This window comes from Amaricoccus sp. (assembly GCF_036846665.1).
Classification (GTDB): Bacteria; Pseudomonadota; Alphaproteobacteria; order Rhodobacterales; family Rhodobacteraceae; genus Amaricoccus.
The window spans coordinates 1-8,701 of the sequence record NZ_DAIUBO010000167.1 but is presented as its reverse complement, the minus strand read 5'-3'; the positions used below and the strand labels follow the sequence as shown (position 1 = coordinate 8,701).

Annotated in this window: 11 protein-coding genes; 10 read left to right on the top strand and 1 reads right to left on the bottom strand. The window is 70.3% G+C overall.

Annotated elements, in window-relative coordinates:
• Positions 1 to 91: 91 nt before the first annotated feature.
• A complete protein-coding gene (locus V7050_RS14965; protein ID WP_324369311.1) occupies positions 92 to 412 on the bottom strand; it encodes a hypothetical protein in 321 nt (106 codons plus the stop codon).
• Between the two features lie 289 nt (positions 413 to 701).
• Here V7050_RS14965 and V7050_RS14960 point away from each other — a divergent pair, with 289 nt between their 5' ends.
• The 10 genes from V7050_RS14960 to V7050_RS14915 form a co-directional block, all read left to right on the top strand.
• Complete coding sequence (locus tag V7050_RS14960; RefSeq protein WP_324369309.1) at positions 702 to 1,607, top strand: HpcH/HpaI aldolase/citrate lyase family protein; 906 nt, start codon at positions 702 to 704, stop codon at positions 1,605 to 1,607.
• Entirely contained in the window at positions 1,604 to 2,164 is a 561-nt protein-coding gene (locus V7050_RS14955) for an NnrU family protein (RefSeq protein ID WP_324369307.1), read from the top strand. Before V7050_RS14960 ends, V7050_RS14955 begins: the two co-directional genes overlap by 4 nt.
• Positions 2,165 to 2,177: 13 nt before the next feature.
• Positions 2,178 to 3,212, top strand: a complete 1,035-nt coding sequence (locus V7050_RS14950) for a MaoC family dehydratase (protein ID WP_324369305.1) — start codon at positions 2,178 to 2,180, stop codon at positions 3,210 to 3,212.
• Positions 3,213 to 3,345: 133 nt separating this feature from the next.
• On the top strand, positions 3,346 to 3,732 hold the full coding sequence (sdhC, locus tag V7050_RS14945; RefSeq protein WP_324369303.1) for a succinate dehydrogenase, cytochrome b556 subunit: 387 nt from the start codon (positions 3,346 to 3,348) through the stop codon (positions 3,730 to 3,732).
• A gap of 10 nt (positions 3,733 to 3,742) precedes the next feature.
• A complete protein-coding gene (gene sdhD / locus V7050_RS14940; protein ID WP_324369301.1) occupies positions 3,743 to 4,132 on the top strand; it encodes a succinate dehydrogenase, hydrophobic membrane anchor protein in 390 nt (129 codons plus the stop codon).
• A gap of 2 nt (positions 4,133 to 4,134) precedes the next feature.
• Positions 4,135 to 5,943, top strand: a complete 1,809-nt coding sequence (sdhA, locus tag V7050_RS14935; protein WP_324410744.1) for a succinate dehydrogenase flavoprotein subunit — start codon at positions 4,135 to 4,137, stop codon at positions 5,941 to 5,943.
• Between the two features lie 10 nt (positions 5,944 to 5,953).
• A complete protein-coding gene (locus tag V7050_RS14930) occupies positions 5,954 to 6,592 on the top strand; it encodes a class I SAM-dependent methyltransferase (RefSeq protein ID WP_324369297.1) in 639 nt (212 codons plus the stop codon).
• Positions 6,592 to 7,539, top strand: coding sequence for a hypothetical protein (locus V7050_RS14925; RefSeq protein WP_324374826.1), 948 nt, complete (start codon positions 6,592 to 6,594; stop codon positions 7,537 to 7,539). The genes V7050_RS14930 and V7050_RS14925 overlap by 1 nt, the downstream gene beginning before the upstream one ends.
• Complete coding sequence (locus V7050_RS14920) at positions 7,536 to 8,270, top strand: methyltransferase domain-containing protein (protein WP_324369293.1); 735 nt, start codon at positions 7,536 to 7,538, stop codon at positions 8,268 to 8,270. Before V7050_RS14925 ends, V7050_RS14920 begins: the two co-directional genes overlap by 4 nt.
• A gap of 35 nt (positions 8,271 to 8,305) precedes the next feature.
• A partial coding sequence (locus V7050_RS14915; protein WP_324410742.1) for a 2Fe-2S iron-sulfur cluster-binding protein occupies positions 8,306 to 8,701 on the top strand: 396 nt, incomplete at its 3' end.

The following is an 8,701-nucleotide window of genomic DNA, read 5'->3' as shown; positions in this document are numbered from 1 at the left end:
CAGGGCCGGCGCGGCCCGATCGCCACGGGTCGATCGGGCTGGGGACACCCGGGCCCGGGCGGGAAGACGGTTGACGGAAGAGCCGGAAGTATCAGACGTCCTTGCCGGGCGCCCGCGCCGGGGTGCTGTGCGCTTCCCACATCCGTCCGGCGGCGACGAGGCAGGCCTGGCCGTCGGGACGCGTCACCAGGATCGTCCAGGTGCCGGTCGCCTCGGAGGCGTAGATCTCCATGACCGCGTTGCTCTGGTGGAGCCCCATGCTCTGGAGGGTCTCGCCGTATTTCTCGGCGAGGCGCTCCACCACCTGGGTGCGCTCGGCGCAGGCGTTGCGGGTCTGGGCTTCGGCGCCGGGGGTGGCGGCCGCGAGGCAGAGGGCGACGGCGGCACGAACGAGCGGAGAGGTATGGGCCATGTCCAGTTCCTTGTCCCTTGCGGGACCGGGTCAGCACTTGCCCGACGCCCGCGATTGCTGCGGCATTCTCGTCGGGTGGGCCGCCTAGCGACGGAGCGGCTGCGAGCGGGTGCGTCCATCCAAGGCGGCCGTCCCGAACTGTTGGTTAATCTGCGCCTGAATGGCGAACGGAAGGTTAACGCGCCGTGCGCTGCGGCGGGCCCGCGCGCAACGGCCCCCGGCGCATTGACCCTTGTCTTTTCCGGTCTGCCCTTTAGTGAGCGTTGCGTTGCAGCAGAGGTGGTGGCGCATGGAACCCGAGACGCATCCCTACCGCTCGGTGCTCTACATGCCGGGCTCGAAGGAGCGGGCGCTGGAGAAGGCGAAGGCCCTTCCGGCGGATGCGCTGATCCTCGATCTCGAGGATGCGGTCGCCCCGGCCGAGAAGCCGCGCGCCCGGGACCTGGTCGTCGCGGCGCTGGCCGCCGGCGGCTACGGGAGCCGGCGGCTGATCCTGCGCATCAACGGGCTCGACACCGAATGGGGCGCCGCCGATCTCGCCGCTGGGAGCGCGGCCGGGCCGGATGCGATCCTGCTGCCCAAGGCCGAGCGCCCCGAGGACATCCAGAGGGCCGCTGAGCTGATGGAGGCCCATGGCGCCCCGGAGCGGCTGCGCATCTGGGCGATGATCGAGACCCCGCGCGGCGTGCTCGGGGCCGGCGCGATCGCGGCGGCGCATCCCCGGCTCGAAGGCTTCGTGCTCGGCACCAACGACCTGGCCAAGGATCTCGGCGCGGCGCATACGCCCGGGCGCGAGCCCCTGCTTGCAAGCCTCGGCATGACGCTGCTCGCGGCGCGCGCCGAGGGGCTGGTCTGCGTCGACGGGGTGCACAACACGCTCCAGGACGACGCGGGCCTGCGCGCGGTCTGCATCCAGGGCCGCGACATGGGCTTCGACGGCAAGACGCTGATCCACCCGGCCCAGATCGCCATCCCCAACGAGGTCTTCGCGCCGGCACCGGCGGAGCTCGAGCTCGCGCGCGCCCAGGTCGCCGCCTTCGAGGCCGCCGAGGCCCGCGGCGAGGGGGTCGCGGTGGTCGAGGGCAGGATCGTGGAGAACCTGCATGTCGCGACCGCGCGGCGCCTTCTCGCCCGCGCCGCGGCGATCGCCGCCCTCGGATCGGGGCATGCCGCGCCGCAGGAGCGCAGGCCATGACCCTGCTTCTTCTCGGCATCGTGCTCTGGAGCGCCGCCCATGCCTTCAAGCGCGTGGCGCCGGGCATGCGCGCCGACCTGACCGACCGCTTCGGCGCCGGGCCGGCGAAGGGCTTCTTCGCCGCGCTGATCGGCGTGAGCGTGCTGGCGATGGTCCTCGGCTTTCGCGCCGCGCCCTTCTCGCCGGTCTATGCGCCGCCCGCCTGGGCGGTGCATGTCAACAATCTCCTGATGCTCGGCGCCATCGCCCTGATGGGCATGGGCCAGTCCAGGGGCCGCGCGCGGGCCTGGCTGCGCCATCCGATGCTGACCGGGGTCCTCGTCTGGGCGGTCGCGCATCTCCTGGTCAACGGCGATTACGCCTCGCTGCTGCTCTTCGGCGGCTTGGGGCTCTGGGCGGTGCTCGAGATGGTGATGATCAACGCCCAGGACGGCCCCTGGCAGCGGCCGGCGCCGGGGCCGATCACCGGCGACCTGCGGCTGCTCGCGATCACCCTCGTGCTCTACGGCGTGATCGGGGGCATCCATGCCTGGCTCGGCTACTGGCCGTTCGGATGAGGGAGCGGGAGCGATGAGCGAGGCGCAGCGCGGGCGGTTCTTCGAGGATTACCGGGTCGGCGAGACCATCCGCCACGCGGTGCCGCGCACGCTGCGCGAGGGCGACCGCGCGCTCTATGCCGGGCTCTATCCCAGCCGCTTCGCGCTCGCCTCGTCGGACGAATTCGCCCGCGCCTGCGGCCTCGCCGCCAGCCCCTTCGAGGATCTGCTGGTCTTCCACATGGTCTTCGGCAAGACCGTGCCCGACATCAGCCTCAATGCCGTGGCCAATCTCGGCTATGCCGAGGTCCGCTTCCTCGCGCCGGTCTTCCCCGGGGAGACGCTGCGCGCCGAGAGCGAGGTGATCGGCCTGCGCGAGAATTCGAACGGCCGCAGCGGCATCGTCTGGGTGCGCTCGACCGGCCTGAACCAGCGCGGCGAGGCGGTGCTCAGCTTCTGCCGCTGGGTGATGGTGCGCAAGCGCGACGCCGCCGCGCGCGCGCCCGAACCGGTGGTCCCGAGCCTCGCGCCGGCGCTGGCGCCGGAGGATCTGGCGATCCCGCCGGGGCTCGATTTCACCGGCTACGACTTCGGCCTCGCCGGCGCGCCGCATCGCCTCGGCGATCATGCGGTGGGCGAGCGCATCGACCACGTCGACCGGATGACGGTCGAGGAATCCGAGCACATGATCGCCACGCGGCTGTGGCAGAACACGGCGCGGGTGCATTTCGACGCCACCGCGCGCGAGGACGGCCGCCGGCTGATCTACGGCGGCCATGTGATCAGCATCGCGCGCGCGCTCTCCTTCAACGGGCTCGCCAATGCGCAGATCGTCGCGGGGATCAACGCCGGCACCCATGCCAATCCCTGCTTCGCCGGCGACACCCTGGGCGCCTGGTCGGAGGTGCTCGACCGCGCCGAGACCCCGGCGCCGGGCGTCGGGGCGCTGCGCCTGCGCACGGTGGCGGCCAAGGCCGGCACCGAGCCCTTCCCCCACCGCGGGACGGAGGGCGGCTGGCACGAGGACGTGCTGCTCGACATCGATTACTGGGTCCTGGTGCCACGCTGAGCCGGAGGGTTGCATTGCCGGAGGCGCCCGTGCCATTAACCGGGGATTAGACCGTCACCCTCCGCACCGCCGCCCGAAGGGCCTTGCAGGATTGCCGGTGCGGCCGGGCCGCAGGTGGGGAGAGAGGTTGCGCATGGCTGACGTGAACCGGGGCAATCGGCCGCTGTCGCCGCATCTGACGATCTACAGGCTCCCGCTCAGCGGCAGCATGTCGATCCTGCACCGGATCACCGGGGTCGGGCTGGGGCTGACCGCCCTGCTCGTCGTCTGGTGGTTCCTCGCCCTCAGTGCCGGGCCGGGAAGCTTCGGCTTCGCCGACGGGCTGATCACCTCCTGGATCGGCGGGCTGGTGCTGCTCGTGTCGCTCGGCGCGCTCTGGTACCATTTCTTCACCGGGCTGCGGCACCTGGTCTGGGACAGCGGCATCGGCTTCGACCTCGCGCAGGTGAACCGGAGCGGCATCTGGGTGCTGGCCGCCGCGGGCGTCATGACGGTGATCACCCTGATCGCCGCGTTCTGAGGAGGGAGCGATGGGCTATCGCACGGACAGGCAGCGCGCGGTCGGACTCGGCGCGGCGGGCGAAGGCACCGGGCATTGGTGGAACCAGCGGCTCACCTCGCTGGCGCTCCTCCTGCTCACGCCCTTCTTCGTCTTTCCCTTCGCCGCCACGCTCGGGGCCGATTTCGAGACCGCGCGCGCGACCTATGCCGATCCCTTCAACGCGCTGGTCGCGATCCTCTTCCTGCTCGTGGCCTTCGCGCATCTCCAGCAGGGCCTCCAGGTGGTCGTGGAGGATTACGTGCACGGGCGGGCGCTGCGCACGGCGCTGCTCTTGGCCAATCTCCTGATCTGCTGGGCGCTCGCGCTCGCCGGCATCTTCGCGATCGCCAAGATCGCCTTCACCTCTGCGGGAAGCTGAGCATGGCCGCCTATGAATTCGTCGACCACATCTATGACGTCGTCGTGGTCGGGGCCGGCGGCTCGGGCCTGCGCGCCACGCTGGGCATGGCCGAGCAGGGGCTGAAGACCGCCTGCGTCACCAAGGTCTTCCCCACCCGCTCGCACACCGTCGCCGCCCAGGGCGGCATCGCCGCCTCCCTCGGCAACATGGGCCCCGACCACTGGCAGTGGCACATGTACGACACCGTCAAGGGCTCCGACTGGCTCGGCGACACCGACGCCATGGAATATCTCGCCCGCTCGGCGCCGGCCGCGGTCTACGAGCTCGAGCATTACGGCGTGCCCTTCTCGCGCACCGAGGACGGCCGCATCTACCAGCGCCCCTTCGGCGGCCATACCACCGAATTCGGCGAGGGCCCGCCGGTGCAGCGCACCTGCGCGGCCGCCGACCGCACCGGCCACGCCATCCTGCACACGCTCTACGGCCAGTCGCTCAAGCACAACGCCGAGTTCTTCATCGAGTATTTCGCCACCGACCTGATCATGGCCGAGGACGGATCCTGCCAGGGCCTGCTGGCCTGGAAGCTCGACGACGGCACGCTGCACCGCTTCAACGCCAAGATGGTGGTGCTGGCCACGGGGGGCTACGGGCGGGCCTATTTCTCGGCCACCTCCGCCCATACCTGCACCGGCGACGGCGGCGGCATGGTCGCGCGCCAGGGCCTGCCGCTCCAGGACATGGAATTCGTGCAGTTCCACCCCACCGGCATCTACGGCGCGGGCTGCCTCATCACCGAGGGCGCGCGCGGCGAGGGCGGCTATCTCACCAATTCCGAGGGCGAGCGCTTCATGGAGCGCTATGCGCCGACCTACAAGGATCTGGCCTCGCGCGACGTGGTCTCGCGCTGCATGACCATCGAGATCCGCGAGGGCCGCGGTGTCGGGCCGCAGAAGGACCACATCCACCTGAACCTCAACCACCTGCCGCCCGAGGCGTTGCACGAGCGGCTGCCCGGCATCTCCGAGAGCGCCAAGATCTTCGCCGGCGTCGACGTGACCAAGGCGCCGATCCCGGTGCTGCCCACGGTGCATTACAACATGGGCGGGGTGCCGACGAACTACTGGGGCGAGGTGCTCGACCCGACGGAGGACGATCCCGACCGCATCTGCCCCGGCCTGATGGCGGTGGGCGAGGCGGGCTGCGCCAGCGTGCACGGCGCCAACCGGCTCGGCTCCAACAGCCTGATCGACCTGGTGGTCTTCGGGCGCGCGGCGGCGATCAAGGCCGGCAGGGTGGTCGCCCCCAGGGCGCCGAACCCGCCGCTCAACCCCGCGAGCGTCGATGCCGCGGTGGCCCGCTTCGACGCGCTGCGCCATGCGGACGGCGGCACGCCCACCGCCGAGCTGCGCCTCGAGATGCAGAAGACCATGCAGGCGGATGCCGCGGTCTTCCGCACCGACAAGACCCTGGCCGAAGGCGTGGAGAAGATGCGCGCGATCGCCGCGAAGCTCGGGGACCTGCGCGTCACCGACCGGTCGATGATCTGGAATTCCGACCTGATGGAGACGCTGGAGCTGACCAACCTGATGCCGAACGCGCTCGCGACGATCGTCTCGGCGGAGGCGCGCAAGGAAAGCCGCGGCGCCCATGCCCAGGAGGACCATCCGAACCGCGACGACAAGACCTGGCGCAAGCACACGCTCTCGCGGGTCGCCGACGACGGCGCGGTCACGCTCGCCTACCGGCCGGTGCATCTCGATCCCCTGACCGAGGAGAGCGAGGGCGGCATCGCGCTCGCCAAGATCGCGCCGAAGGCGCGGGTCTACTAGGCACCCGCCCTTGGAGGATCACGCGCCCTTCAGCTCCGCCGAATTCTGGCGCAACCGCTACCGGACGGGCGGGCATTCCGGGGCCGGCGCCTACGGGCGGCTCGCGGTCTACAAGGCGCATATGGTCAATGTGGTGGCCGAGTCGCGCAAGGTCCGCTCGGTCGTGGAATTCGGCTCCGGCGACGGCAATACCGCGAGCCTCTTCCACCTGCGCCGCTACACCGGCGTGGACGTCTCGCCCGAGGTGATCGAGCGCGCCCGCGCGCGCCTCGGCGACCGGAGCGGCTGGTGCTGGAAGTCGCTCGAGGAATTCGACGCCGACCCGCAGATCCACGACATGGCGATGTCGCTCGACGTGATCTACCATCTGGTCGAGGACCCGGTCTTCGAGGCCTACATGCGCCGCATGTTCGCCGCCGCCGGCCGCCTGGTCCTGATCTATTCCAGCGACCACGCGGGCGAGGCCGGCGGGCCGCCGCATGTGCGCCACCGCGCCTATTCCGACTGGATCGCCCGCGAGATGCCCGACTGGACCCTCGGGCGCAGCTGGAAGCAGCCGTTTCCCTTCGGCCCCGGCACCAATCCGCGCCAGACCTCCTTCGCCTTCTTCCGGCTCTACCGGAAGACGGCGGGCCGCGAGCCCGCCTGATGCTGATCCTCGCCCATCTCGGCCTGATGAAGACCGGCACGACGACGATCCAGTCGACTCTCCGCCGCAACGCCGGCGTCCTCAAAGGCAGGGTGGCGGTGGCCACCTGCGACGAGCCCACCGCCGCGGTCCGCCGCTACGGGCAGCGTCTGGTCCAGAAGGGCCGCCGCGACGCGGAGGCGGGGCTGCGCGATGCGCTCGCCGGATTGCGCGCCGTGCTCGAGCGCGACGGCGCACCGGTCGCCGTCATCAGCGACGAGACGCTCTACTGCCGCCTCGTCTATTCGGAGACCGGCGACCTCTTCGACTGGACGCGGCGGGCGCTGCCCCTCGTCGCCCGGGCCTTCGAAGGCCACGAGCTGAGGTTCGTCTTCTACGTGCGCGAGCCGGAGGCCTGGACGCGCAGCGCCTGGCGGCAGATGGTCAAGCGCGCGCGCTGCACGCTCGATTTCGACGCCTGGCGAAGGGGCATCCCCTTCGAGCCGGCCTGGCGCGAGCGCTTCGCCGAAGTGCGGGCGGTGGCCGGGGCTCCGGTCGAGATCCTCGACATGGACCGCGAGGCCGAGGACGGCCGGCTCGGCGCCGGGCTGCTGCGGCTCGCGGGGCTCGATGCCCCGGACCTCGATCGGATCGTCTGGTCGGAGCCGCGCAATGTCGCGATGCCCGGCGGCGCGGTCGAATTCATGCGCAGCGTCAATGCGAGCAGCCTCCCGATCAGGACCGTGCTCGCCATCAGCGACCTGGTCGAGGCATCGAGCCACCACTTCGTCCACGAGCCCCTGCGGACCGCCGACGACGGCGGAGTTACGCTCAACGACCCTCCCCTCCCTCCCAAGGCGTTGACGCATGGGAGCGAGGGCGGCATCTCACGCGTCAGGATCGCGCCGCAGGCGCGCATCGGCCGAAACGAGGATGCGGGGGAGAGGGACGGGAGATGGTCGCGGTGAAGCCGCTTCTGGCGCGGGCTCTGAAGAAGGCGGCGGTCGCGCTGGAGAATGACGCGCCCGCGGTTCTGGCGGTGGTGCGGACCTGCACGATCTGCGGCTATATCGGCCCGTTCCGGCGCACCGGCGCCCATGCGCGCTCGGACGGCGCCTGCCCCAGTTGCAAGTCGATGGAGCGCCACCGGCAGCTCAAGCTGATGCTCGACCGGCTGGAGATGAACGTGCTCGGCCGCACGCTGCATTTCGCCCCGGAATCCTGGCTGAAGCCGATCCTTCGCGAGCGCTCGAGCGATTACGTCACGACCGACTACATCCGCGACGACGTCGATCTGAAGCTCAACATCGAGGCGCTCGACCTCGGGAGCGACAGCTTCGACACCATCCTCTGCTCGCATGTGCTGGAGCATGTGGACGACCGCAAGGCGCTGGCGGAGCTCTTCCGCGTGCTGCGGCCCGGCGGGCTCGCCATCCTCGCGGTGCCGATCATCGAGGGCTGGGACAAGACCTACGAGAACCCCAGCATCACCTCGCCGCTGGCGCGCCGCATCAATTTCGGACAGGATGACCACGTGCGCGTCTACGGTCGCGACTTCCGCGACCGGGTCCGCGCGGCGGGCTTCAGCTTGCGCGAGTTCTCCGCCGACGGCATGGATACGGTGAAATACGGGCTGGCGCGCGGGGCGCGGATCTTCCTCGCAAGGAAACCCAGACCGGAGCCGGACAACCTGGCCTGACCGCCGGGACGTTCGCAGGACCAGGAGAGGCCCCGATGGTTGAACTGACGTTGCCGCAAAACAGCCGCATGGTTACGGGGCGAACCTGGCCGAAGCCTGCGGGAGGCAACGTCCGGGCCTTCAGGGTCTATCGCTACGATCCCGACGAGACCGGCAATCCGCGCATCGACACCTATTTCGTCGATCTCGACAGCTGCGGGCCGATGGTTCTCGACGCGCTGATCAAGATCAAGAACGAGATCGACCCGACGCTGACCTTCCGCCGCTCCTGCCGCGAGGGGATCTGCGGGTCCTGCGCGATGAACATCGACGGCACCAATACGCTCGCCTGCATCAAGGGCATGGACGAGATCGACGGCGACGTGAAGATCTACCCCCTGCCCCACATGCCGGTGGTCAAGGATCTGGTGGCGGATCTCACGCATTTCTAC